General features: G+C 42.2%; 25 protein-coding genes and 1 other RNA gene. 14 read left to right on the forward strand and 12 right to left on the reverse strand.

From position 1 onward, the window contains the following. Window positions 1-187 precede the first annotated feature (187 nt). The 3 genes from ilvC (at window position 188) to FSB73_RS27315 (ending at window position 3450) form a co-directional block, all read left to right on the forward strand. Window positions 188-1234, forward strand: coding sequence for a ketol-acid reductoisomerase (gene ilvC, locus FSB73_RS17450; RefSeq protein WP_146785113.1), 1047 nt, complete (start codon window positions 188-190; stop codon window positions 1232-1234). A gap of 312 nt (window positions 1235-1546) precedes the next feature. Further along, complete coding sequence (gene ilvA / locus FSB73_RS17455; RefSeq protein ID WP_146785116.1) at window positions 1547-2779, forward strand: threonine ammonia-lyase IlvA; 1233 nt, start codon at window positions 1547-1549, stop codon at window positions 2777-2779. A gap of 71 nt (window positions 2780-2850) precedes the next feature. Next, on the forward strand, window positions 2851-3450 hold the full coding sequence (locus FSB73_RS27315) for a sugar O-acetyltransferase (RefSeq protein ID WP_146785119.1): 600 nt from the start codon (window positions 2851-2853) through the stop codon (window positions 3448-3450). Window positions 3451-3616: 166 nt separating this feature from the next. Here the strand turns inward: FSB73_RS27315 and FSB73_RS17465 are convergent, their stop codons facing one another. Then, window positions 3617-4690 (reverse strand): RNA-guided endonuclease TnpB family protein, encoded by a 1074-nt coding sequence (locus tag FSB73_RS17465; RefSeq protein WP_146785122.1) that lies wholly within the window; start codon window positions 4688-4690, stop codon window positions 3617-3619. A gap of 531 nt (window positions 4691-5221) precedes the next feature. Between FSB73_RS17465 and FSB73_RS27735 the strand changes: the two genes are divergently transcribed. Further along, on the forward strand, window positions 5222-5527 hold the full coding sequence (locus tag FSB73_RS27735; RefSeq protein ID WP_146788544.1) for a tyrosine-type recombinase/integrase: 306 nt from the start codon (window positions 5222-5224) through the stop codon (window positions 5525-5527). A gap of 615 nt (window positions 5528-6142) precedes the next feature. Here FSB73_RS27735 and rnpB read toward each other — a convergent pair. From rnpB to FSB73_RS25435, 6 genes are all read right to left on the reverse strand, one after another. Next, window positions 6143-6554, reverse strand: an RNA gene (gene rnpB / locus FSB73_RS17480) — RNase P RNA component class A. 110 nt (window positions 6555-6664) lie between these two features. Further along, window positions 6665-7135: a thioredoxin family protein gene (locus FSB73_RS17485; RefSeq protein ID WP_146785126.1), complete on the reverse strand. Its 471-nt coding sequence runs from the start codon at window positions 7133-7135 to the stop codon at window positions 6665-6667. Further along, window positions 7132-7347 carry a hypothetical protein gene (locus FSB73_RS17490; protein WP_146785128.1) on the reverse strand — a complete coding sequence of 72 codons (216 nt, stop codon included), beginning with the start codon at window positions 7345-7347 and terminating at the stop codon, window positions 7132-7134. The genes FSB73_RS17485 and FSB73_RS17490 overlap by 4 nt, the downstream gene beginning before the upstream one ends. Window positions 7348-7569: 222 nt before the next feature. Further along, complete coding sequence (locus FSB73_RS25425; protein ID WP_225974121.1) at window positions 7570-7839, reverse strand: metallophosphoesterase family protein; 270 nt, start codon at window positions 7837-7839, stop codon at window positions 7570-7572. Continuing rightward, window positions 7839-8558 (reverse strand): metallophosphoesterase, encoded by a 720-nt coding sequence (locus tag FSB73_RS25430; RefSeq protein ID WP_225974122.1) that lies wholly within the window; start codon window positions 8556-8558, stop codon window positions 7839-7841. Before FSB73_RS25430 ends, FSB73_RS25425 begins: the two co-directional genes overlap by 1 nt. An 8-nt stretch (window positions 8559-8566) precedes the next feature. After that, on the reverse strand, window positions 8567-8803 hold the full coding sequence (locus FSB73_RS25435) for a hypothetical protein (protein WP_225974123.1): 237 nt from the start codon (window positions 8801-8803) through the stop codon (window positions 8567-8569). Window positions 8804-8999: 196 nt separating this feature from the next. Between FSB73_RS25435 and FSB73_RS17500 the strand changes: the two genes are divergently transcribed. The 7 genes from FSB73_RS17500 to FSB73_RS17530 all read left to right on the forward strand — a co-directional run bounded on the left by FSB73_RS17500 (window position 9000) and on the right by FSB73_RS17530 (window position 15853). Beyond that, window positions 9000-9680, forward strand: a complete 681-nt coding sequence (locus FSB73_RS17500; RefSeq protein WP_146785130.1) for a metal-dependent hydrolase — start codon at window positions 9000-9002, stop codon at window positions 9678-9680. Between the two features lie 126 nt (window positions 9681-9806). Beyond that, a complete protein-coding gene (locus tag FSB73_RS17505; protein WP_146785132.1) occupies window positions 9807-10607 on the forward strand; it encodes a ParA family protein in 801 nt (266 codons plus the stop codon). A gap of 104 nt (window positions 10608-10711) precedes the next feature. Next, window positions 10712-11689: a ParB/RepB/Spo0J family partition protein gene (locus FSB73_RS17510; protein ID WP_146785134.1), complete on the forward strand. Its 978-nt coding sequence runs from the start codon at window positions 10712-10714 to the stop codon at window positions 11687-11689. A gap of 59 nt (window positions 11690-11748) precedes the next feature. Then, window positions 11749-12684 carry a DUF5683 domain-containing protein gene (locus tag FSB73_RS17515; RefSeq protein ID WP_146785140.1) on the forward strand — a complete coding sequence of 312 codons (936 nt, stop codon included), beginning with the start codon at window positions 11749-11751 and terminating at the stop codon, window positions 12682-12684. Between the two features lie 177 nt (window positions 12685-12861). Next, window positions 12862-13581 (forward strand): 4-hydroxy-tetrahydrodipicolinate reductase, encoded by a 720-nt coding sequence (dapB, locus tag FSB73_RS17520; RefSeq protein ID WP_146785141.1) that lies wholly within the window; start codon window positions 12862-12864, stop codon window positions 13579-13581. A 149-nt stretch (window positions 13582-13730) separates the two neighbouring features. Further along, complete coding sequence (locus tag FSB73_RS17525; protein WP_146785143.1) at window positions 13731-15125, forward strand: FAD-binding oxidoreductase; 1395 nt, start codon at window positions 13731-13733, stop codon at window positions 15123-15125. A gap of 38 nt (window positions 15126-15163) precedes the next feature. Next, entirely contained in the window at window positions 15164-15853 is a 690-nt protein-coding gene (locus FSB73_RS17530; protein WP_146785145.1) for a hypothetical protein, read from the forward strand. Between the two features lie 117 nt (window positions 15854-15970). Here the strand turns inward: FSB73_RS17530 and FSB73_RS23350 are convergent, their stop codons facing one another. Continuing rightward, complete coding sequence (locus FSB73_RS23350) at window positions 15971-16129, reverse strand: hypothetical protein (protein ID WP_158639592.1); 159 nt, start codon at window positions 16127-16129, stop codon at window positions 15971-15973. A 107-nt stretch (window positions 16130-16236) separates the two neighbouring features. Here FSB73_RS23350 and FSB73_RS17535 point away from each other — a divergent pair, with 107 nt between their 5' ends. After that, the gene (locus FSB73_RS17535; protein ID WP_146785147.1) at window positions 16237-16995 is read left to right on the forward strand and encodes a hypothetical protein; all 759 of its coding nucleotides are present in this window, start codon (window positions 16237-16239) and stop codon (window positions 16993-16995) included. On the opposite strand, the gene hpt is transcribed toward FSB73_RS17535, so the two are convergent. The 4 genes from hpt to FSB73_RS17555 all read right to left on the reverse strand — a co-directional run bounded on the left by hpt (window position 16901) and on the right by FSB73_RS17555 (window position 20927). Further along, complete coding sequence (gene hpt / locus FSB73_RS17540; RefSeq protein WP_146785149.1) at window positions 16901-17443, reverse strand: hypoxanthine phosphoribosyltransferase; 543 nt, start codon at window positions 17441-17443, stop codon at window positions 16901-16903. The genes FSB73_RS17535 and hpt overlap by 95 nt on opposite strands. Window positions 17444-17564: 121 nt before the next feature. Then, window positions 17565-18716: a glucosaminidase domain-containing protein gene (locus FSB73_RS17545; protein ID WP_225974124.1), complete on the reverse strand. Its 1152-nt coding sequence runs from the start codon at window positions 18714-18716 to the stop codon at window positions 17565-17567. 9 nt (window positions 18717-18725) lie between these two features. After that, on the reverse strand, window positions 18726-19373 hold the full coding sequence (locus FSB73_RS17550) for an O-methyltransferase (RefSeq protein ID WP_225974125.1): 648 nt from the start codon (window positions 19371-19373) through the stop codon (window positions 18726-18728). Window positions 19374-19562: 189 nt separating this feature from the next. Then, window positions 19563-20927, reverse strand: coding sequence for a sodium:solute symporter (locus FSB73_RS17555; RefSeq protein ID WP_262712369.1), 1365 nt, complete (start codon window positions 20925-20927; stop codon window positions 19563-19565). A 247-nt stretch (window positions 20928-21174) separates the two neighbouring features. On the opposite strand from FSB73_RS17555, the gene FSB73_RS17560 reads away from it, so the two are divergent. Further along, entirely contained in the window at window positions 21175-21621 is a 447-nt protein-coding gene (locus FSB73_RS17560; protein WP_146785152.1) for a GNAT family N-acetyltransferase, read from the forward strand. 88 nt (window positions 21622-21709) lie between these two features. After that, entirely contained in the window at window positions 21710-22960 is a 1251-nt protein-coding gene (locus FSB73_RS17565; RefSeq protein ID WP_146785155.1) for a 4-hydroxy-3-methylbut-2-enyl diphosphate reductase, read from the forward strand. Window positions 22961-23442: the final 482 nt, after the last annotated feature.

Consider the following 23442-nt stretch of genomic DNA (forward strand, 5'->3'; position numbering starts at 1 on the left):
ATTTTAGGATGGGAGCTGGTACGGATAAGGATATTTAATGATAATTATTGATGATGCATTATACTCCAAAAGAAAGGTACTTTAGTAAATAATATTTATAGAAAGCATTTTTAAATAGGAACTTAGATAGAAACTTAAATAGAAACTTAGATCAGAAAATTAAATCAGAAAACAAAAACAACAAACAATGGCAAAATTGAACTTTGGCGGTGTTGAAGAAAATGTGGTAACCCGCGAAGAATTTCCTCTGGCGAAAGCGCAAGAGGTGCTGAAAAATGAAACAGTAGCCGTTATCGGTTATGGTGTACAAGGGCCAGGACAGGCGCTGAACCAAAGAGATAATGGAATCAATGTAATTGTGGGTCAGCGTAAAGACTCTAAAAGCTGGGATAAGGCAGTAGCTGATGGATTTGTGCCCGGTGAGACCCTTTTCGATATTGAGACTGCACTGGAAAAAGGGACCATCATCTGTTATCTGCTCAGCGATGCTGCCCAGATTGAACTGTGGCCTACTGTTAAAAAACATTTGACAGCTGGAAAGGCACTTTATTTCTCTCATGGCTTTGGTATTACTTTTAACGAACAGACAGGTATTATCCCGCCAGCAGATGTAGACGTGTTCTTAGTCGCTCCAAAGGGTTCTGGTACATCACTGCGCCGGATGTTTTTGCAAGGCCGCGGTCTGAACAGTTCTTTTGCTATTTTCCAGGATGCTACCGGCAAAGCACAGGATAGAGTGATCGCACTGGGTATTGCAGTGGGTAGCGGTTACCTGTTTGAGACAGACTTCAAAAAAGAAGTATTTAGTGATCTTACCGGAGAAAGAGGCACACTGATGGGTTGTATCCAGGGTGTTTTCGCAGCGCAGTACCAGGTTCTGCGCGAAAAAGGCCATACGCCTTCTGAAGCCTTCAATGAAACAGTTGAAGAATTGACACAGTCACTGATGCCACTGGTTGCAGAAAACGGTATGGATTGGATGTATGCCAACTGTTCTACAACAGCACAGCGCGGCGCGCTGGACTGGTGGAAGAAATTCCGTGATGCGACTTTGCCTGTTTTCAATGAACTTTATGAAAGCGTGGCTACTGGTAAAGAATCACAGCGTTCCATTGACTCCAACAGTCAGAAAGACTACCGTGAGAAACTGGATGCAGAATTAAAAGAACTGCGTGAAAGTGAATTATGGCAGGCTGGAAAGACTGTCAGAAGTCTGAGACCAGAAAATAACTAATAACAAGCGACTTGTTATTCGTTTTATAATAGAAAGCTGCCGCAAAAATCAGGTAGAAGTATTCGTACTGATTGAACCTGCGGCAGCTTTTTTTATGCCAGCCATTGTGGATAAATATGGATAGAAAGATATAATGCTTAACGGTTGTATCCATTTTCCTTCTATTTGTCCCAGGTAGACAGATCGAAGCAGGATTTTGCAAACGATTGGCTGGTTTTGACAATAAGGTGTTTGGTCAAAAGCCAGGCAATCACTTAACTGACCAAAAATATCGTCAGTAGTAGAAAATATTAAATATAATATACATTTATAATGGAAATCGATTTTGAAGGGGCGGCCGCCAGACTTAAACCTATTGTAAACAGAACACCATTGCAGCTCAATGAAGGGCTGTCAAGTAAATATAACTGTCAGGTATATCTAAAAAGAGAAGACCTGCAAAGAGTGCGCTCCTATAAGATCCGCGGAGCTTATAATATGATCAGCACCTTACCGGCAGAAGTTAGTGCCAAAGGTGTTGTTTGTGCCAGCGCGGGTAATCATGCCCAGGGCTTTGCCTTCAGTTGTCATAAACTGGGCATTAAAGGGGTTGTTTTTATGCCCAGCATTACTCCCAAACAGAAAATAACACAAACCAGAATGTTCGGTGGGCCGGATCTGGAAATCGTATTGACAGGCGATACTTTTGATGATTGCGCTGCAGCGGCGAAAATTTATACCAAGGAGCACCATATGACCTTTATTCCTCCTTTCAATCATGCGAAGATCATTGAAGGCCAGGGAACAGTCGCAATTGAGATCCTGGAAGATCAAAAGGATATTGATTATGTATTTGTACCCGTTGGCGGCGGTGGCCTCGCTGGCGGTGTCGGTCTTTATTTTAAACAACATTCCCCGGCGACCAAAATTATTGGCGCTGAACCGGAAGGGGCTGCATCGCTGACAGCTGCCTTAAAGGTAGGTGAACCCGTGGTACTGGATTCCATTAACCGGTTTGTGGACGGCGCGGCCGTTAAAAGGATTGGTGATTTGAATCTGGAACTTTTTAGGCAGATTCAAGGAACACCCACAACGGTGCCGGAAGGCAGGATTTGCTCTACGATCCTGGATCTGTATAATAGAGATGCCATTGTTGCGGAACCCGCCGGTGCGCTCTCCATTGCTGCATTGGAAGATTTTAAAGAAGAAATTAAAGGCAAAAAGGTGGTTTGTATTGTCAGTGGCAGCAACAATGATATTGACCGAATGCCGGAGATCAAAGAGCTGTCTTTACAATATGAGGGCTTAAAACACTATTTTCTGATCGGGTTTTCTCAGCGACCAGGCGCACTAAGGGAGTTTTTAAACTTGGTGCTGGGTCCCACTGATGATATTGCCCGCTTTGAATACCTGCACAAAACCAATAAAGAACATGGTACGGCGCTTGTAGGGATTGAACTGTTAAACAAGGAAGATTATGCACCGTTAATTGAGCGGATGCATGAGCACCACATTAAATTCACAGAGCTCAATAAAAACGATACATTGTTTACCTTTTTAGTCTAAATCCAAGGGCTTTACAGTAAAAAGGAACATTGACTTAAGCCTATTTGAGCTAACAGGGGAAAAACAAGTGTATGGATAAAGCGTTGGATACTGAAAAGCAGAAACTGGCAGCAGGCCAATTGTACAATGCTGCACTGGATCCGACGTTGCAATCAGCATTACTACGCGCCAAGCAATTATGTTTTAATTTTAATAAGGTGGCCCCTGTGGATAAACTAGGGCGTATAGAGATCTTGCAACAACTCATCGGAAGGCTGGGTAAAGACCCTGTTATAGAACAGCCTTTTTATTGCGACTACGGCTATAATATTGAAATTGGGGATTATTTTTATTCAAACGTCAATTTAGTCATATTGGACTGTGCAAAAGTTCGCTTTGGAGATCATGTATTTATTGGACCTAACTGCGGCTTTTACAGCGCCGGGCATCCGCTTGACAAAGAGCGTCGCAGTCAAGGCCTGGAATTTGCCCACCCGATCTCGGTGGGAAGTAATGTTTGGTTTGGGGCGCAGGTAGCTGTATTACCAGGTGTTACCATTGGAGATGACAGCGTTATTGGTGCCGGCAGTGTGGTGAGTAAAGATATTCCGCCTGGAGTTCTGGCGCTGGGAAATCCTTGCCGGGTCATCAGGGTCATTACGGAAGCGGACAAAGAAAAATATAGGCAATGATATATTGTACGAAACCTAAAGGTAGCTAAGCGAAGATTAATCTTCACTTAAACTTACCCCTTCGGTTTATCAGGCTTCACAGACTCTTCCAACGAAGACGCCTCCACCTGTTTGGGTTTACCCTCCGACTGAGTACCGCAGCCGGATATTATTTTTAAGCCTTCGGCTAATATATTTTAGCAGCATTAATATCCCGATCATGATGTGCTCCACAAGACTGACAGGTCCACGACCTGTCAGCCAGGGTCAGATCCTGCTTAATCCAGCCACAGCCAGAGCAGGTCTTACTGGATGGATAGTACCGGTCTATTTCAATATAGACCCGGTCATGCCATGCACATTTATACTTCAGTTCTGTACGGATCCTACCTAAGGAAACATCCGCCAGGGATTTTGCCAACTTATGATTTTTGATCAGATTTGCAACAGCAAGGTCTTCTACACACAGAGTGTCATGGTTCTTGACAATCTCTGTAGTTATTTTGCTGATAAAATCCTTTCTCATACTCTCTATCCGCTCATGAAGCAACGCCACCTTTTTTCTTTGGCGTTGCCTGGAATTACTTCCTTTTTGCTTCTTTGCAAGCTGTCTTTGTTCATAGGCAAGCTTTTTCTCAAGTGATTTAAATGCTTTAATATTTTTGTATATGGTCCCATCTGATAAGATAACCGCCTCTTTGATGCCCAAATCAATTCCAGCCTGTTTACCGGTCTTCTCAAATGTTTTTTTTGTACCTGCTACAGTAAGAGATACATAATATTTATCCGTAGGTGTTTTGGAAATGTGCATGTACAGGATTTTTCCTTCTATCTCCCGGCTCACATGCACCTTGATCCAACTATCAAGCTTAGGTATCTTTATTTTACCGTCTTTAAATTTAAAGTTTTGGGGTATTTTAAAACATTGCCTGTCATATTTGGATTTAAACGTTGGGTGCGCACTGACCTTTTTAAAATAGCGGTTAAATGCACTTTCTAAATCTTTAACTGACATCTGCAGTGATTGAGCAATTACTGCACCCAACCATTTGGTTTCCTCCTGCTTTTTCAATACAGGCAGCATAGCGTTCATCTCCTTAAGGTGCAGGCATCTTTTTTCGTTCTTATATACTTTATTATGCCATTCCAGCATGTAATTATAGACAAAGCGATTGCAGCCAAATACATTGGCCAAAAAGCGCATCTGCTCCTTATTTGGGTAGATGCGAAACTTATAGCCTTTTATGTAGGGTTTAGTCATTGTCTATTCATTCATTTTCTAGTAGGCATAAAATGCCTATAACAACACAGTGGTAATCATCTGCTGTATTACCCTGCTGTATCACCTTATTGATTATTTAAACTACTTTATTGAGCTTGCTTTTTGGCAAAGCGGCAAAGCTTAATTACTTACTTTAGAAAAGAGCGGCTGTATTATATTAAACCTGTTAAAACAGTTCTTCTGCTACAAGCGCTACTGATTTCTAATGCAAAGATGAGAAAAATGAAATGAATCACCAAGAAAATTACCAAAAAAATTGGTGGAGAAAATTCCCGTTTTTTAGCATTTCTAAAATGCACTGGTGGCGGGCATTACAGAGGATTATTTTATTTTTGGAGTAAATTCCCATTTTTTCGCGAGCTGATTTTGCGGATTTTTTATTGATAAATGCGCTTTAAAAAGCTGCCTGCCTACAAAATTGGTATTCTTGTATTTCTAAGCGAGTGTTAACATAATGTGGATAATAACCAGTAGTGTAAAGCACTCCATTTTCAATGGAGTGCTTTACGTATCAGTGAGGTACCTGCCCTGGAAGTCGGTGACACCTATTTTGAACGCTCCAGGCTTCATGTACGGGAAAGTAAGCGAAACAAGGATCGGTGCATTCCTACCAGCAAAGGAGTCCTTGGAAAGTTAAAGACACACCTTGCATATTGGAGTCCCCAAAAATTTGTATTTGAAGCTCTTAAATGTTCTGGTCGTGCTATTCCTATTGCAGGAATCAACCAGGTGCTTAAGGCAGCCGTTAAGGCTGCTGGGATTACTAAAAATGTGTCTCCGCATACGTTGCCACAGCTATGCCCCCTTACTCGTTGAAAACCATACACCTTTGCCCTCCGTCCAACAATATATGGGACATTCAGACATTAAATCAACCATAATTTACCTTCAACTGGTATCCATCCCCGCCCAGAAAGAAGTATCTCCGGTTGATTTAGTCTTCAATCTGCAGTAATAATGGTTCCCAAATATGAGGTGGCGGATATTCTAAATAAATATTGGTCACAGATACGGCAAAAGAGTCATCTTAATCCCTGGCAGCTAAGAACGCTTAATGCCATCAAAAGATGCAGGACGGCATCCTTGGAGGGCATATTGATGGATGTACCAATTGTAAAAACGCAAATACAAATGCAATATGGATAAAAAACAACGCTATTTTTTTGCCATAATTCATCTATCCAATAGCATTTTTTACCCATTTTAGGCGTAATATTGCGAAGGATTATTAAACTGGCATAAAGCCTGCAACCAGTTCCGTCTAGCATTTAATTACCTGATTGTCCTCCACCGCTTCTTGCAACACGCCCCTGCTCACATTAGAACAGCATGTAAGCATAAACCCTGCGTCTTTTTAAAGGGGCCGTTAAGCCTTCTTTAAAAAGACGCAGGGTTTGTTTTTAAAATCTAAACTTAAATCTAAATCTAAAAATTGCTATATACCTCGTAAGCCGGATTCTGTTTCTACACTATCATTTATCTGCCCAAAACATTACTGTTTTGATGTAGCTGCCTACCCCATCAGGTTGTGATGGTTCCCTAAAGAACAAAACATCGAGCGAGCCGCTCTCTACCCCGACTATATGTGACATTGCAGCGCTTAAGGCTTACCCGAAAACATTATTGCTAATGCTTCCCGTACGCGCTTACCGTACGTTTTCACCCTTACCTGCTTTGGCCCCCCAAAAAGAGGACTAGGCGGGCGGTTATTTTCTGTGGTGCTGGCTGTGATCAGTCAACCTGACCCCGGTATTTCACCGGTAAGCTGCTCTATGCTGTCCGGACTTTCCTCGACCGGTCGTTTTCAATAAGAAAAGCCGGCCGCGATAGCGCGGGTCTATAGCCTGGCAAAGGTAAGACCTTTTGCTGGGTCGCAAACAATTATTGCCCTTTTGATTTATTCCAGAAGGTTGGGGACATTTAACTAAAATCGGCTTGGGATTTAGTCGAATTTTAAGATTTAGTCGGATTGTTTTTCAAAAAACGGGCTTTGACAGCTGCCGCTTCACTGTTAGACATAGTAGAGGTCTTTTTTAGCACCTGAATAAAATAGTCAACCTCTGCGGGCTGAGCGGGGCAGCCCATATTCTGGTTATTGGCCTTGTCTTCCGGATCATCACTGTGAAATTTGGAGTCGGCCAGTAGTTTGCCATCCGGGGAGAAAATGAGCCAATAGGGAATGCCGGACTGGCCCCCGCCATAATCTTCCAACATTTTCTGTGCGCCAGGATTTTCCAGACTGACATTTGCGCCGTTTTCCATAACGGTCAAATGCTGGATGACATAGTTTTTATCAAAATAGGCCTTGCAGCTAGGATCCTCAATGCTGGCATCCATCTTTTTACACCAACCGCACCAGGAGGCATGGAAAATGATCAAAACGTTTTTGTGCTCACTAGCGGCCTTAGCCTTGGCTGCTGTCATAATCTGCTCGGCCGTGGGGGAGCAGTTGTCTTTAGGTTTTTTTGGATTGGTGGTGGTTGGTTAATGGTCACCGTTTTCACATCCTTAATCGTATATACTTTTACTTGCGCCTTGGCTTTTTGTGTGATGGCCATAAAAGCAAGTGCCACCAAAGACAGGATGGCTATTTTCAGTAGGGTGTATTGGCCTGATTTTGCCGGTTGTTTTTTCATCTTAGTAAAGTTTTTATTTGTGTTTGTACTTTTTTCTTATATGATCTTTTTATAGGGTATTAACGCTTGTTCTTTCCTGCTGAATATTTGTTTGTGTACGCAATTTCGATTGATTTTGCCCGTCGCAAGGGTTTTCAGGTGCCAGTAAAGTTAAGTTTAAAGTTATTGGTAAAATTAAGACTATTTATTTTTATGCTTGCCTACCTTTTTGGGGGCGCTTACTTATACAAACTCAAGCACCGTGATTTCTGGCAGTATCCCTACCCTTCCAGGATAGCCCAGAAAACCATAACCTCTGTTGACATATAAGTACTGACTACCTTCTTTATAGAGTCCGGCCCATTGTTTATAAATATATTGAATCGGGCTCCATTTAAAGTGCGGTAGTTCCACGCCGAACTGCATCCCGTGGGTATGCCCGGCTAAGGTCAGATCGATCTTGCCGTATTTAGGCCGGATTTCGGCGTCCCAATGACTGGGATCATGGCTCATTAATAATTTAAATGGGATATTTTCTGTTCCCGGATAAGCCAGGTCCAACCGGCCGTATTTTGGGAAATGACCCTTGGCCCCCAGTTCTCGATGCCTAACAGGGCAAATTTTTCACCGTTTTTCTCAAATATCTTGTGTTCATTCATCATTAGTCGCCAGCCCATATCTGCATGAACCTTTTTCAGGGCCTCCAGATTAGCTGCCTTTTCCTGAGGGGAGTCCCAATGGGCATAATCCCCATAATCGTGGTTGCCTAAGGTGCTATAAACCCCCATGGGGGCCTTTATGCGACTGAAAAGATCCTTATAATTGTCCATTTCAATGGCTTTGTCATTGACCAGATCTCCGGTAAAAAGAATCATATCTGGCTTTTCATTCAGTACCATATCCACGCCTCTGCTCACGGCCGGTTTGTTGGAAAAACTACCACTATGTATATCGCTGAGTTGCACGATTTTAAGGCCCCTGAAGCTATCCGGGAAATTTTTAAACTTTAACCGGAGACGTCTGACCCGGTAGTTGTATTTATTGGTCATCCCATACATAAATACGCCCAGAAAGCCACCACCGAAGATCATACCCAGCCACACTAAAAAGGTAGACCGGGGGATTTTATCCTGCAGGTCATTAACGGCGGTAGATTTAGCCGGTGTCAACCGGCGTACCGTCCAAAAAAGCCCGCGCCTGGTCTCATCAATTAATAAAATAACCAGGGTCAAGAGTTTGGCTACCAGAATCCTACCAGAATAGTAATCAGGTACCGACGTATATCTTCCTGGACAGCTCCCAGGAAAAACAGACTGATGATGCTAATGATACTGATCCCCCAATGAATGGAGAAAACCGTCAGCCTTGTTTTGGGACCATAATTTTTGGTTATAAAGCGTAAAACAAAATAAAGATAGGTGTCAACTATGATTATAAGTAAGGCCAGGATGATCCTGACATGTAAAAATCTATACATCTGGTTCATTTTAAGGGACATTCCCTGTCGGTCTATCAAATTTAGGGGCTTCCCGTCAGAAAAACCATCCCTAAAATGTTATAATCATTTTTTTGGGCAAATGTTCTGTGAAACATTGTGAAACACTGGGCGAAATCCGGTACAAAAATTATATTTGCTAACCTGAGTCAATAAATATCTATTAAAATTCAATCATATGCAACTCACCTATTACGGCCATGCCAGCTTTTCGCTGGTAATTAATAATAAACATATACTTGTAGATCCCTATATTACTGGCAACCCTGCTGCTGCAGGGATTGACCCTGACCATATTCCAGCGGATTTTATTTTGGTGACGCATGGACACGGAGACCATGTAGCTGATTTAATAGCGATAGCTGGCAGAACGGGCGCAAAGGTCATCGCGAATGCAGAAATTGCTGACTGGTTGGAAACCAAAGGCATAAAAAATGTGCATCCCATAAATCAGGGTGGTTTTATAGATTTTGAGTTCGGGAAACTCCGCGGGGTAAACGCCATTCATTCATCAGGACTGCCTGATGGCAGCTATGGCGGTAACCCTTTGGGATTTGTTATAAATACCGCTGAAGGCAATTTGTATATTGCCGGAGATACGGCCCTTACGATGGATATGCAGCTGATTCCTTATTGGTCTATTTTGGATTTTGCTATTTTGCCCATTGGCGGAAATTATACCATGGATGCGGCAGACGCTGTAATCGCTTCTGATTTTATTAAATGTGATAAAATCGTTGGCGTACACTATAATACCTTTGATATCATCAAAATAGATACCCAGGCGGCCCTGGATTTGTTTCAGCAGGCGGGTAAAACCCTGCTGTTACCGGAACCTGGCAAGGCCATAGAGGTTTAGCATGTTCCACGCGGCAGATGATTCACGTGGAACGCCTGATTTTACTAAATAAAATCACTAATTAGAATTCTAAAACTCCGACCAGAAATACTATCTTTGAAGCGGATAAATTTATTTTTATAATATATGGCAAGAATCATTGGCGTAGCCAATCAAAAAGGCGGTGTCGGTAAGACCACCACCGCTATAAACCTAGCAGCCAGCTTTGCTGTGCTTGAATTCAAGACATTATTGATTGATGCGGATCCGCAGGCCAATAGTACGACCGGGATCGGCTTTGATCTGCATAATATTACCACCAGTCTGTATGACGTAATGGTCAATGAGACACCTGCAAGTGAGGTAATTCTTAAAAGTGACGTTCCCTTTTTAGACTTGATTCCATCACATATTGACCTAGTGGGTGCGGAAATTGAGATGATCAACTCGCCCAACAGAGAAAATGTGTTAAAAAAGGTACTGGAACCAGTAGCGGATCAATATGATTTTATCATTATAGATTGTTCTCCTTCCCTGGGACTGATCACTGTCAATTCACTGGTGGCGGCAAATAGTGTCGTGGTACCGGTTCAGTGTGAGTTTTTTGCACTCGAAGGCTTGGGCAAACTGCTCAATACCATTAAGATCGTACAAAACAGGTTGAATCCTGATCTGGAAATTGAAGGGATTTTGATGACGATGTATGACGGACGGCTAAGGTTGAGCAATCAGGTCGTCAGTGAGGTGCGCCGCCATTTTGATGAATTGGTATTTGATACCATTATTCACAGAAATACCCGGCTTAGCGAAGCACCTAGTTTTGGAAAACCTGTCGTTTTATATGATTCTGATTCCAAAGGGGCCGTCAATTACCTGAACCTGGCCAAGGAAGTATTACAGAAAAACAACATGACGAAGATCCCGCAAAAGAAAAAAATTATTAAATAGTATGGTACTTACATCAGCTGCCAGACAGCCTCAGACCGCCAAGGGCGGTTTTGCTGTAAGATAACCCTAAACCCTTGAAATCCGGAACATTATAATTTAAAGGCATGGCAACATCAAAAGCGAAGACTGGTCTGAATCTAAATCCTAATGCAAAAGCAAAACCCAAACAAGGCAAAGAAGCCCTTGGAAAGGGCATTCGTTCTTTGCTGGATAATATTCATGCGGACCTTAAAACAACTTCTGGTAACCTGAATCCAAAAGTGGTGGAAGAAGCCACTACTTCGCTCAGGATACCGGTAGAGTCCATTGAGGTGAATCCCAGAAATCCCAGAAATGATTTTGATGAAAAAGCCTTGAAAGAATTAGCCGCTTCCATTACCATTCATGATATTATCCAGCCACTGACGGTGAGCAAGCTAGCTAGTGGTACGTACCGGCTGATAGCCGGTGAAAGGCGTTTTAGGGCGGCGAAAATCGCTGGTCTGAAAGATGTACCGGTATATATCAGAAATGCGGATGATGGGGAAATCCTGGAACTGGCGCTGTTGGAAAATCTCCAGCGTGAGGACCTGAATGCCATTGAAATCAGTCTGAGTTATCAAAGAATGATGGATGAACTGGGCTATACTCAGGAACAGGTAGCTGAACGAATGGGTAAGGAAAGAAGTACAGTGGCCAATTATATCCGGCTGCTCAAACTGCCACCCGATGTCCAGCTGGCGGTCCGTTTTGGCATCATCTCCATGGGGCATGCCAGGGCGCTCATCAGCCTGGATCTGGTAGATAAGCAGTTATACGCCTTTAAGGAAATTAAGGAAAAGGGGCTCAGTGTAAGACAAACGGAAGCGTTGGTTCGTCAAATGCAAAATGAAGGCAGTTCGGACGCCAAGCCTAAAGCGGCTACCGCTGCTGCCGGTTTACCGCCCGCCTATAAAAAGATCGAGGATCAATTAGCCTCACATTTTGGGACCAAGGTCAAACTAGCCCATAGCAAAAAGGGCAACGGCAGTATTTTGATCGAATATTATTCCTTACAGGAGTTAAACAAACTACTGGATACGATGAATGTTCAGATCGGTTAGTAGTAGGATCAGAAGTTTAGGCAGTTAATTAACTTGGAAGCAGTAATATCATCATACAGATGGGCAAATGGATCGGTGTAGATGCAGCGAAAATAACCGTGACAGCAGGTATTCCAGTAGTTGTAGCAGTAGCAGCAGTAGCGAAAAATAAAGTGACAAAAGCAAAGACAATTATAATAAAGGCCGCTACAGTTTTTGTAGTTATAAGTGGTATGTTGCTGTGGTTTCCCTCTGGCGTCATTGCGCAGTCCGTAGATAAAGATACCGCTACTTTTGGCAAAGGCCCCGCAGTTGATTCCCTGCATAAAGCGGTTGAAGTGCCTATGACAAGTCGAGCTTTATCTGATACTTTGGGGAAAAGTCCATTAGGTAACGCTAATAATGATCAGGACAGTACAGCCCCAAAACCGGACAGCACCCTTAAGCGGGCTTTGCTGCCTTTTTCTTTGAAACTGCCAGGTAGCAAAGAGCATACACCAAAGGGCGCTACGATCCGCTCCTTGATTTTGCCAGGATGGGGACAGGCCTATAATCATGAATACTGGAAGGTGCCACTTGCAGTGGCCGCCGTGGGTATTCCCATTTATCTTTATATAGACAATAGTAAGGAATACAATGCAGCCAGACAAGCCTACAATGTGGTTTTTGAAGAAATGCCGGTGATCTCTGGCGGTAAAGGCAAACTGAATGCGGCTAAATTTGCTCAGTTGGAACAAAAGTTTCAGGATGCATATAACAGTTATAAAAAGGTAGGTGGAAATTATGTGACCAATTATTTGTCTACCATACAAAGCTATAGAAATACGTTCAGACAGTACCGGGATTATTCCATTGTGGCCGCTTTACTTGGTTGGGGATTGCAGATTGCGGATGCAACGGTATTTGGTCATCTGCACGGATTTAATGTTACGGATGATATCAGTATGCAGGTTAGACCGGTTTATTTTCAATATGCAAGAATACCAGGCATTGGTCTTAGTTTTTCATTGAAATAAAGGTAAACTGTAAAGGATAAAGGGTAAAGGAAATTAAATATTAAACTGTGTCGCACGTAGTAATACGCCAGTATAAAGATAAAGATAAAGATAAAGATTATGCAGGCAGATAGGGCTTATCGAAAAACCAGAAGAAAACCAGTCTCCTTAAAAATAAAAACAGAAAATTAGGTTTATATGAAAATTGCATTAATTGGGTATGGTAAAATGGGACAAGCGATTGAACAAATTGCCGTGGCAAAAGGCCATGAGATCGTCCTTAAAATAAATATTGACAATACCGCTGATTTTACCCCGGAAGCTATAAAAATGGCAGATGTGGCCATTGAGTTTACCGGCCCTGAGACCGCTTTTGAAAATATTATAAAGTGTATTGAAAACGGCGTACCCGTTGTCTCTGGTTCCACTGGCTGGCTGGACCGATTAAGTGAAGTAGAAGTCGCGGTCAAAGAAAAAGACGGTGCCTTTTTATACAGCAGCAACTACTCTATTGGCGTGAATCTGTTTTTTGAGGTCAATAAATACCTGGCAAGACTGATGGAAGACTATCCTTCCTATGATGTCAGTATGGAAGAAATCCATCATACCCAGAAAAAGGATGCGCCTTCTGGAACGGCTATCAGCCTGGCTGGTCAGATTCTGGAAAATCTTGACCGCAAAAAGAACTGGGTGAATCAAAGCGCAAGTAACCCTGAAGAGCTGTCTATTATCTCTAAAAGAATAGATCCGGCACCTGGAACGCACGTGGTAACTTATAGCAGTGATATCGACGATATTGAAATCAAGCATACCGCACATAACCGCAAAGGATTTGCCTCAGGTGCTGTTTTAGCTGCTGAGTTTCTCTCAGATAGAAAAGGCATCTATTCAATGCGGGATGTTTTGTTTGGTGGATAATCAATATAAGGCCATTCATTGAAGGGGCACTTATTATATCGTAATTACGACCATTATTATTATCATCATCATCATCAAGATCATCATAAGCAGCAGCAAATAAAATCATCATCTCATAAACAAAAATTCTAAAAAGCAATTTAATTATCATGATTTCTCCTGAACTACTGGAGGCCTTCACCGCTGTCGTTGGCGCAAATAATGTGCTGACAGATGAAGCGTCAAGATCCAACTACGGACATGACGAGACAGAAAGATTATTATATCTTCCCTGGGTAGTCTTAAAACCAGAAACCACTGAGCAGATCAGCCAGATTATGCGACTGTGCAATACCCATAAAATACCGGTTACCCCAAGAGGAGGCGGTACAGGACTTAGTGGCGGCGCCTTACCTAATTTAGGGGGTGTACTACTTTCTACAGAAAGACTCAATAAAATCCTGTCCATTGATGAGCGCAACCTGCAGGTAACCACTGAACCTGGTGTGATCACCGAGGTATTGCAGGATGCGGTAAAAGAAAAGAATCTGTTCTATCCCCCCGATCCTAGTAGTAAAGGCTCTTGTTTTATCGGTGGGAATATCGCCGAGAACAGCGGCGGACCAAAGGCCGTTAAATACGGTGTGGTAAAAGATTATGTCTTGAATCTGGAAGTGGTTTTGCCAACCGGGGAAATTATCTGGACTGGTTCTAATGTACTGAAGAACTCTACCGGATATAACCTGACCCAGCTCTTGGTTGGCAGTGAAGGTACCCTGGGGATTGTCACCAAGATTGTTTTAAAACTCATTCCACTGCCTAAATATGATTTACTGATGCTGGCTCCTTTTGCCAGTGTAGAAAAAGCCAGTGAGGCGGTGAGCGCTATTTTTAGGGCCGGATTTACCCCTAGTGCACTGGAACTGGTCGAAATCAACGCGCTTAAAATCGTCAGTGAAATGGTGGATAGTCACAGCCTGCCCGTGTCCGATGATATTGAGGCGCATCTGATTATTGAAGTCGATGGCAACAATATGGATGTGCTCATGCAGGAAATGGAGGAAATCTCTGTCTTACTCGCAGATTATGAAGCCGGCGAGATCTTTTTTGCCGAAGATGCCCAGCAAAAAGAAGAGCTCTGGAAACTACGTCGCCGGGTGGCAGAAGCAGTTAAAATGAAAGGTTATACCATCGAAGAAGATACGGTTGTGCCAAGAGCCGAGTTGCCTAAACTCATTAAAGGTGTTAAAGCCCTGGGTGCGCAACATGACTTCAAAGTGGTCTGTTATGGTCACTCCGGAGATGGCAACCTGCATATCCGGATCAATAAGGAAGGCCAGCCCAATAGTTTTGAAAATCCAGAAATGACGGCGGTATTGGAGGATTTGTTTAAACTGGTCCATAGCCTGGGTGGCACCATAAGTGGAGAACACGGCATTGGCCTGATTCAGAAAAAGTATATGCCTATTATCTTTAATGAGGCACAGTTAAATCTGATGCGTGGTATAAAAAGAGCATTTGATCCAAATAATATTCTTAATGCAGGTAAAATCTTTGATCTTTGATAAGGGATTTTACCTGCCATTTTAAAAAGTAACTGATCATGAAACAATTTTGCAGAAGACAGCTCAAAAAGGCGCCTAAGTTAATATTGTTACTAAGTTTTGGTTTTCTAACTACTGCCAGTTTTGCCCAGTATCAAAATGATAATGGCTACAGTGATAGTGCAGATGATTATGCTATTCAGCCGGCGACTCAATACGGCCAGCAAAAGCCACCTAAGTTGCGCCATTATTTTGTAGGTGGCAACTTTATTGCTTCTTTTGGGGATGGCGGTGGTGCCTTTGGTATCAATCCTTCCATCGGTTATTCTTTGAGTCCTTTTGTGGATGTGGGTCTTGGTTTTAATGCAGTGTACAATTATAGTAAAGATTATTATAATGGAGGTAAATGGCGGACCTGGAATCTGGGAGTAGCGCCTTTTGCCAGAGTCTATCCGGTTGATTTTCTGTTTTTTGAAGGCTCATTTGAGGAAAACCTGGTGAGTTCCCGTTATATCAGTCCAGACGGCGTAAAAAGCGACAGGCAAAACGCCTCAGCGCCCAGTCTGATCGGTGCCATTGGTTATACCAACCGTATATTTGGGCAGTCCAGCTTCTTTTTCAGTGTGGGGATGGATTTTTTAAACAATAAGAACTCACCTTACCGGGAAAGCTATTATGATGAGGGTGGAACACTCCGCTCCCGCCCCACGGCCATTATCAGAACCGGATTTAATATCAATATCTGGTAAAGAAGACTCGATACTATTTCCAAAAGCTTAAAACGCCCGCAACCATTTGGTTTTCCATTTTGTTGCGGGCGTTTTTGCGAATGCGTGTGACCTTTAGGTAATGTCAGAAATCCTTTATTACCGCCAACTCAGTGAACGCGGTTGTAATAACGCCTTAAAAACAATAGAAGTCTTTTCAGTTACAACCCCCAATGCTGTAGCGTTGTGAAAAATAATCATCGGAACGATTTCTTTTTGCTCATAAATTCTATCTCTATCCTGAATTAACAATATCATATTGGTAACAGTTTAAAAGTATGAAGCTCTTTTTTATCATTTTACTTTCAGTATTCATCTTTAGATGTGGAAGTAATAAAAATGACAATTCTATTAAGAAGACGCCAATGGGCGACACTACAAATGATACTGTAGTCAAAATTCGTAATGTGTCGGATTATACCAGTGATCCAAACTATATAAAAAAGGAATACTATGTTTTGAATAATCAAGACACTTCTTCATTCTATTGCCGCATAATTTTGGATAAATTAGATAAAAATATTGCAATAAAGTGTGAATATTCTTTTAATGAAGAGAGAACCGAACCAACATCTATTTATGATTCGGCAAAAGTGGTAGAAGTACCTGAAGATAATCGGGACGTAAAACTTATTACTTATAGTAATTTTATAAAAGAACTACACCTTATTTTAGATACTGCTTCTAAACAATTTAATCTTAGTAGACTAAAATCGTTTAGTATCCGAATGGTATGTGCCAGCGGGTTAACAAACTACCTTAACAGTCAGTCAATTTTAAAATATAACAGAAGTATTAAAAATATTTCTATTTCAAAATTTGCGTCATTGCTCCAAGAATCTCCGTTGACGGCTGATTTAAATAGGATCCTTAAACCATATTCTGTCTGTCTAAATAAATTGTATATTGAGGAATATCTATTTTTTCCGCTAAAATCAAAGGATATGAATTTTAAATATCAAGTTCAATTTCCAAATGACATAGAAGTACAAGGCACAATGGGAATGGATGGAAGTGCAGTATTTACCCTTACTCCTCTTTTAACTGATAGATCTCCTTTAAATTCCGTCCCAGGCTATCATAATCCAAGCCATACCCTACCACAAATTTATTGGGTATGGTAAAGCACAGATAATCGATAGTAATGGGATGGGTTCTAGCTTCTGGTTTCGTCAATAGGGCAGCTAGTTTAATAGATGCAGGACCCTGGTGTTCGAGTTGTGGCAAAAAACTACTGAGCGTCTTACCGGTATCCACGATATCTTCAATAATGATAACATGCCTGCCATTGATATCCGCATCCAGGCCAATGGCTGTAAGCACTTTTCCAGTAGATTTTGTACCAGAATAAGAGGCCAGTTTGATAAATGAGATTTCCGCTTCAATAGTCAATTCCTTAAAAAGGTCACTGGCAAACATAAAAGCACCATTGAGAATGCCGATAAAAAGCGGCCTTTTACCCGCATAATCTTTAGAGATGGCAGCCGCCATCTCCTTTATTTTCTCCTTGATGGCTGTCTCGGATAAATAAGGAACAAAATTTTTACCGTGTATCTGTATGGAGTTTGCCATGCTTGTAATGATATTAATATGGAAGTATTGTTGTTTGTCTATTTATTTATCTATGCGTACTATAATAATGGATATTTTAAGTGGCCGCTTATTGGCTACTGTTTGCTGCTTTCCATCCAATTTATTTGGACAAAGTCTTCAGGGCTGCTGGTGCCTTACCGCGTAAATAAACTTTCTGACCAGCTGCCAAAGGTAATTCGGCGGCTGTTTTGTTATAACTGACCAGGCTTTTTAAGGCAACACCCTGTCCTGCCGCAATTTCTTTGAGCGATTGCCCATATTTGCTGATCACGTACTCTTTTTCTCCTTTTTTGGGTCTTTTTTCCAAAAAGATCAATTGACCTGGGGATAATACGGCGGTAGGTCCCAGATCATTTAAGGTAAGCAGCTTATGAAAATTAATATTGTTTTTGGATGCCAGTGCCATGAGCGACATCCCTTTTGGCGCAAATACCACTTTGGTGTGATTGATTTTAAAGGGCGCTACTGGGTAACTAGGTGGCCGAACGGTGGTCTGCGCTACCCGCATGGCGGGTGCGCCTGAATTGTTTTGCCTTAAGTTATCTGAATTATTGACTGCTGCTAGTGCCTTTTGTGTATTGTTATCCGTGTTTTCGGATGCGGTGGACGTCAGGCTTCTGCCAGGGGCAGCAGGCTGACCAAGATTGGCGTTATTTTGGTCATTTAAGGCAATGTTACTACCCGGGATAATTCCCGCACCGTCCTGGTTATTTTTCATTTTACTGATGGCCAGATCGGTATAATTTTCCAGATTATAGGTCTCTATGAGTTTAATCAGGTTTTGAGGATAGTCTTTTTCCGTTGCATAGCCGTCTTTTTTTAGCCCATAAGCCCAGCCTTTATAGTCAGTTTGACTGAGCCTGAATAAGTCTGTATAATAAGGCCGGTTTTTCAGAAAATCGGAGTGATCCTTGTAGGAGTCTTCTACGCTGTTATATACTCGGAAGCATTCTGCTTTTCTATCGTCGTCATGGTAAGTTTTCTCCCCCGTCCACTCCGTTTTACATTTAATACCAAAATGATTATTGGAATTTTTAGCAAGCGTGCTCTGGCCACAGCCAGATTCCAAAATAGCCTGCGCCAGTGTAATGGAGGCCGGTACACCGGTGCGCATCATTTCTGAGACAGCCAGCGTTTCATATCGCTGAATATAAGCCTCTACCTGAGGACTGCGGCTCTGTGACCAGGCAACAGATATGGACAGCATGGATACCGTCAACATACATAGGAATACTCCGGCGCTCTTTTTCATTGTTTATTTTTAAGCGTTGACTTTTTTAATCATTAACAGCCCATCACGAATGGTAAGCAGCACCTGCTCCGACCTGGTATCCTTTGCAACATGCTGATTAAAAGCCTGAATGGCTTTGGCGCTTTTGCCCTTTACCGGATCTTCAAATATCTGCCCGTGAAAGAGCACATTGTCTGCCAGGATAATGCCACCAGGACTAAGTCTTTCCATCACCTGTTCATAATAATCAATATAACCTGGTTTGTCAGCATCGATAAAGACAAGATCCCAAGGATAATTTAATGAGGGGATAATCTCTTTAGCATTCCCCTCATGCAAATATATTTTATTTTTATGAATACTTCGGTCAAAATAAGACTGGGCCAGCTGGGCATCTGCGGCCCGGAGCTCAATGGTATGCAGCTGGCCATCCTCTTTGAGCCCTTCGGCCAGGCAAAGCGCGCTGTAACCCGTAAAAGTGCCGATTTCTAGGATATATTTAGGCCGTCTGATCTGGCTGAGCAGTGAAAGCACCCTGCCTTGCACATGACCACTCAGCATGTGAGGCTGATCATGGCTGTCATAAGTGGCTCTTTCAATTTCCTGTAGTAATGCATCAGGAAGAGATGTCATTTGATCGGCAAAATGCTCCACCTCGGGATGTATCAGGTCCATCATATTATCTATTTAAACTGCTAATAATCTGCTTCGTTATTACGCTACGGTTGTACAGCTACAAATCTATTGAAATAAGTGGTATTTTGCCACTTATATTCAATACATTTTTCAAGTAAATAGCAGCCTTGGTGGCCGTTTTGTTCCACCAGAGGGGTTTTGAAAATAACCGTTCCCTGATGGACAGTTTTCTTAGGCCCTATCTGGCTGTGCCCCATGCAGTCCGGCTGATTCCCAGTCTGCACTTTTAGAAGGAGAAGAAAAAAGCCAGAGGCCAAGCCAGGTAAGCCCACCGTTAATAACGATCAGTTCTAATCCGATTCTGAACAGGCCAAAGATATGCTCCTGATTAAAATCAATCAACATACAGAGAATAGGCGCTGCAAAGCAGATATAGGGAACATATTTATCCCGAACCTTGCGTTTGCTAAAGATGCCAAAAGCAAATAAACCAAGCAAAGGACCATAGGTATAGGTCGCCATCTTAAGGATAATGCCAATCATTGAATTATCATTGATCACTTTAAAGACCAGCACCAGGATCAAAAAGCTGAAAGCGACCCATAAATGGACTTTTTTACGGATGGATTGCTGCCTTGCTGCATCCCATTTGTCTTGCCTTTTCATGCCCATGATATCAATGCAGATGGAGGAGGTCAGCGCCGTCATGGCTCCGTCGGCGCTGGGAAACAGCGCTGAAATCAGGGCGATTAAAAAGATAATGCCGATGGAAGTCGGCATATGCTCCAGGGCAATGGTAGGGAATAGTAAATCTCCGGTCGCTGTCAGGTGCTCTCTGGCGCCATAAAGATGGATCAGCCCTCCCATATATAAAAACAAAGTAATAACAACCAGTATAATAACAGACAAAGTGACCATGTTTTTCTGGGAATCTTTCAGATTGCTCACAGAAATACTTTTCTGCATCATTTCCTGGTCGATTCCAGTCATGGTTATGGTGATAAAGGCACCCGCTATAATTTGCTTGATAAAATAGTTTTTATCATTAAAATCCAGCCCAAATACCCTGGACAGGCCATTATGGCGCATAGCGGTTAGACTGTCTGTTACACTCATATCCATATGATAGAGCATATAGATGCTACATATAATCATTCCTGCCAGCATGCAGGTGGTCTGCAAGGTATCGGTCCAGACAATGGTTTTTACACCGCCCTCATACGTATATAGTATGATCATTATTAAAATAATAAGCGTTGTCAGCCAAAAAGGTACCCCTAAGCGATCCAATATAATGGTCTGCAGAATAATCACCACCAGGTACAACCGGGCAGTGGCGCCTACCCATCTGGAGACAATAAAAAAAAGTGCGCCGGTCTTATAGGAAGCCATACCCATACGGGAACGCAGATATCCATAAATAGAGGTCAGTTTTAACCGGTAATAAAGCGGTAGTAAGATAAAGGCAATAGCGATATAACCGATGGCATAGCCAATGGTTATCTGCAGATAACCAAAATGGTCATGGCCAACGGCCCCCGGCACACTAACAAAGGTGACTCCGCTCAGTGATGTTCCAATCATCCCGAAGGCCACCAGCATCCAGTTACTGCTTCGGTTACCGATAAAAAAGGATTCATTATTACTGCCTTTGGAGGTCTTCCAGGAAACAAAAGCAGCAGTAGGAAATAGGCGAATACAATAGTCAGTAATAAGGAGGCAGACATATGTTTATATTGGCTTTATGTTATTTAAATAGCTGAGTCAAATATTATGATCTAACAAATATAGCTTTCTAAATTAAAAATAGGGATAGAAACAGGGATTGATTTAATTTTGTCCCATGAATTATACCACTCAATGCAAAAAATTTGAGGAGCTGTCGCTGATTGAACTTTATAGAATTTTACAGCTTCGTAATCAGGTGTTTTACGTGGAACAGCACTGTGACGACCTGGATCTGGATGATAAAGACCAACAGAGTCTGCATCTCACCATTTATGACGGCGATGTTTTGGCAGGCTATGCCCGTCTTTTGCCGCCCGGACTCTCCTACCAGGAAATGTCCATTGGCCGGGTGGCGGTATCGGCTAGTTACCGGGGGCGTGGATTGGGGCGACTTATGATGGAAAAGTCACTAGAGCATCTAGAGCTGTCCTTCGGGAAAGGCCCTATAAAGATCAGTGCGCAGCGGTATTTAGAGCAGTTTTACGGATCTTTGGGCTTTAAAACCATCAGTGAGGTGTATCTGGAGGCGGGTATTGAACATATTAAAATGTTCCGTGCTTAAGGTTTATGAAACTTTATCTACACTGAAAACCAGTATTTTGTTCACTAAGGTTAAAGAGGCGCCCAGGGGCAATTGAAAACAAAAACGAATGAAGCAATTTAATGTACCTAGTATATATAGAAGTGACCTGATCAGTGCCATCAAGAGCAATAGGCGACTTCAAGACAAGCTAAAAAAGGATTTTAGTCCGACGCTATTAGATTTTGGGGCCGTGCAGATCTTTTTGGCCAGGCATTTTGGGTTTTGTTATGGGGTGGAAAATGCCATAGAAATTGCTTTTAATATTATTGAAGCCCATCCCGACAGGCAAATCTATCTGCTCAGCGAAATGATCCATAATCCCCAGGTCAATGCAGATCTGGCTCAACGAGGGGTTAAATTCCTGCAGGATACATACGGCCGGCAACTGATTTCTTTTGACGAGATCTCCTCAGAGGATATCGTGGTTATTCCGGCCTTTGGAACGACCCTGGAAGTGGAGGAGCTGTTGCATAGTAAAGGCATTCAGACGGAAAAATACAACACCACCTGCCCTTTTGTAGAAAAGGTATGGAACCGCAGCGAGCAGATTGCCAGAAAAGGCTATAGTATAGTGGTACATGGGAAACCCCGGCACGAAGAAACCCGGGCGACTTTCTCTCACGCTTCGGCCAAGACGCCGACGGTCATTGTCAACGATATGCAGGAGGCGGCGCTTTTGGCAGAATTTATCCGGGGGCAAAGGCCCGGGGCGGAATTCTATTCGTTATTTCACGGGAAATATTCTGAAGGTTTTGATGTGGAAAAAGATTTAAAAAGCCTGGGCGTCGTCAATCAGACGACTCAACTAGCCAGTGAGACCCAGGCGATCTCGGATTTTCTTAAAAAAACGATCAAGGAGCATTACCAGCTGGATGACACTAATCTGGCGCAGCACTTTGCCGATACCAGGGATACGCTTTGTTATGCGACCAATGATAACCAGTCGGCCGTCAGCGGCATGCTGGAAACAGACGCCGATTTTGCCATCGTGGTAGGCGGGTATAACAGTAGTAACACCTCACATTTAGTGGAACTCTGTTCAGAAAAGCTACCTACTTATTTTATCAATCATGCTTCCAGGATTCTCTCCGCCCGTGAAATTGAGACCTGTGACTGGCGGACCAAAAAAATCAGCCACGTAAAGGATTTTATGGGTGACAGAAGGCCAGCCAAGATTTTGATTACCAGTGGTGCCAGTTGTCCGGATTCTATTGTACAGGAAGTGATCTACCGCTTATTGGATCTTTTTGACTGTAAGGCAAAAATAGAACAGGTTGCTAGGCAGTTTAATCATGAAAATGAAAATGAATTAAGTTAAAAAAACGAATAGGGCGTTTAATTACTTAAGGCGTCTTTTAAAAGATATATTTAATGGGAAGTGTTGAAAGTAGGATCTCTAAATATATTGATAATCAATTAGATGAAATATTTTAAATTATTGACAACCGTTCATAACTTTTAATCAATGGTATAACATTTATCACTACCTTTGCGCCGATTTAGCGTGTATTAGTAATATTTATATATACTAATCTCTGACAAGCTGTTTATTGCTAACGATTGATAGCATTGCTGCTGAAAGTGCCTTAGAATGGAGTTTCTGGCATTGCAGCCTTGTTAGTTTTCGGTAAGCAGTTAAAAAACAGCGACGAAAATTATAAACTATTGGATAACTTTAAAGAATACTTTTTATTTTACGCATTATTTGAATGTTATCTTTTTATCCAATATAAGGAAAATGGATATATAATGTGATTTAAATAATCAGGGAGGATACGTGGGGAAACGTTAATTTTGAAA

Origin of the sequence: Arachidicoccus ginsenosidivorans (assembly GCF_007971385.1) — a bacterium.
GTDB lineage: Bacteria > Bacteroidota > Bacteroidia > Chitinophagales > Chitinophagaceae > Arachidicoccus > Arachidicoccus ginsenosidivorans.

Coding starts and splice junctions, on each gene's coding strand:
- ilvA (WP_146785116.1), top strand. CDS start 1,547: ATGGAAATCGATTTTGAAGGGGCGGCCGCCAGACTTAAACCTATTGTA.
- hpt (WP_146785149.1), bottom strand. CDS start 17,443: ATGGCAAACTCCATACAGATACACGGTAAAAATTTTGTTCCTTATTTA.
- FSB73_RS25435 (WP_225974123.1), bottom strand. CDS start 8,803: ATGTATAGATTTTTACATGTCAGGATCATCCTGGCCTTACTTATAATC.
- FSB73_RS17535 (WP_146785147.1), top strand. CDS start 16,237: ATGGGCGACACTACAAATGATACTGTAGTCAAAATTCGTAATGTGTCG.
- FSB73_RS17550 (WP_225974125.1), bottom strand. CDS start 19,373: ATGATGGACCTGATACATCCCGAGGTGGAGCATTTTGCCGATCAAATG.
- FSB73_RS17485 (WP_146785126.1), bottom strand. CDS start 7,135: ATGACAGCAGCCAAGGCTAAGGCCGCTAGTGAGCACAAAAACGTTTTG.
- FSB73_RS17530 (WP_146785145.1), top strand. CDS start 15,164: ATGAAACAATTTTGCAGAAGACAGCTCAAAAAGGCGCCTAAGTTAATA.
- FSB73_RS17490 (WP_146785128.1), bottom strand. CDS start 7,347: ATGAAAAAACAACCGGCAAAATCAGGCCAATACACCCTACTGAAAATA.
- FSB73_RS17565 (WP_146785155.1), top strand. CDS start 21,710: ATGAAGCAATTTAATGTACCTAGTATATATAGAAGTGACCTGATCAGT.
- FSB73_RS17545 (WP_225974124.1), bottom strand. CDS start 18,716: ATGAAAAAGAGCGCCGGAGTATTCCTATGTATGTTGACGGTATCCATG.
- FSB73_RS25425 (WP_225974121.1), bottom strand. CDS start 7,839: ATGAGCCATGATCCCAGTCATTGGGACGCCGAAATCCGGCCTAAATAC.
- FSB73_RS23350 (WP_158639592.1), bottom strand. CDS start 16,129: ATGATATTGTTAATTCAGGATAGAGATAGAATTTATGAGCAAAAAGAA.
- FSB73_RS17560 (WP_146785152.1), top strand. CDS start 21,175: ATGAATTATACCACTCAATGCAAAAAATTTGAGGAGCTGTCGCTGATT.
- FSB73_RS17510 (WP_146785134.1), top strand. CDS start 10,712: ATGGCAACATCAAAAGCGAAGACTGGTCTGAATCTAAATCCTAATGCA.
- ilvC (WP_146785113.1), top strand. CDS start 188: ATGGCAAAATTGAACTTTGGCGGTGTTGAAGAAAATGTGGTAACCCGC.
- FSB73_RS27315 (WP_146785119.1), top strand. CDS start 2,851: ATGGATAAAGCGTTGGATACTGAAAAGCAGAAACTGGCAGCAGGCCAA.
- FSB73_RS17500 (WP_146785130.1), top strand. CDS start 9,000: ATGCAACTCACCTATTACGGCCATGCCAGCTTTTCGCTGGTAATTAAT.
- FSB73_RS17515 (WP_146785140.1), top strand. CDS start 11,749: ATGGGCAAATGGATCGGTGTAGATGCAGCGAAAATAACCGTGACAGCA.
- FSB73_RS17525 (WP_146785143.1), top strand. CDS start 13,731: ATGATTTCTCCTGAACTACTGGAGGCCTTCACCGCTGTCGTTGGCGCA.
- FSB73_RS17465 (WP_146785122.1), bottom strand. CDS start 4,690: ATGACTAAACCCTACATAAAAGGCTATAAGTTTCGCATCTACCCAAAT.
- FSB73_RS17505 (WP_146785132.1), top strand. CDS start 9,807: ATGGCAAGAATCATTGGCGTAGCCAATCAAAAAGGCGGTGTCGGTAAG.
- dapB (WP_146785141.1), top strand. CDS start 12,862: ATGAAAATTGCATTAATTGGGTATGGTAAAATGGGACAAGCGATTGAA.